The sequence below is a fragment of the Paenibacillus sp. ATY16 genome, from assembly GCF_003399985.2.
Lineage (GTDB): Bacteria > Bacillota > Bacilli > Paenibacillales > Paenibacillaceae > Pristimantibacillus > Pristimantibacillus glycanilyticus.
On the sequence record NZ_NMOK02000005.1, the window covers coordinates 1 to 348 of the forward strand.

Sequence of the window (348 nt, forward strand, 5' to 3'; positions counted from 1 at the left end):
GGGGTGAAGTCGTAACAAGGTAGCCGTATCGGAAGGTGCGGCTGGATCACCTCCTTTCTAAGGAATACCTGATCACGATGATGATCAGATAAATCAGGCAGGTTAGTCGCTCGCTCGTTGTCAGTTTTGAAAGAACAATTGGAACCCCCAAAAGTGAAGTTAAGCTATGTAGCTTATGCCGATTACTTTTCGGGGACCCCGATAAATCTTTCAATTAAATAGTTGTTAAGGGCCTTTAGCTCAGCTGGTTAGAGCGCACCCCTGATAAGGGTGAGGTCGGTGGTTCGAGTCCACTAAGGCCCACCATTATCTTTTTGATAATGACAACTTATACCCTATGGGGCCATA

Annotated in this window: 1 tRNA gene and 1 rRNA gene; both read left to right on the forward strand. The window is 46.0% G+C overall.

Annotated elements, in window-relative coordinates:
• A 16S ribosomal RNA gene (locus tag CFI03_RS05525) occupies window positions 1–57 on the forward strand; the annotation flags it as partial.
• Between the two features lie 172 nt (window positions 58–229).
• Window positions 230–306, forward strand: a tRNA-Ile gene (locus CFI03_RS05530).
• Window positions 307–348: the final 42 nt, after the last annotated feature.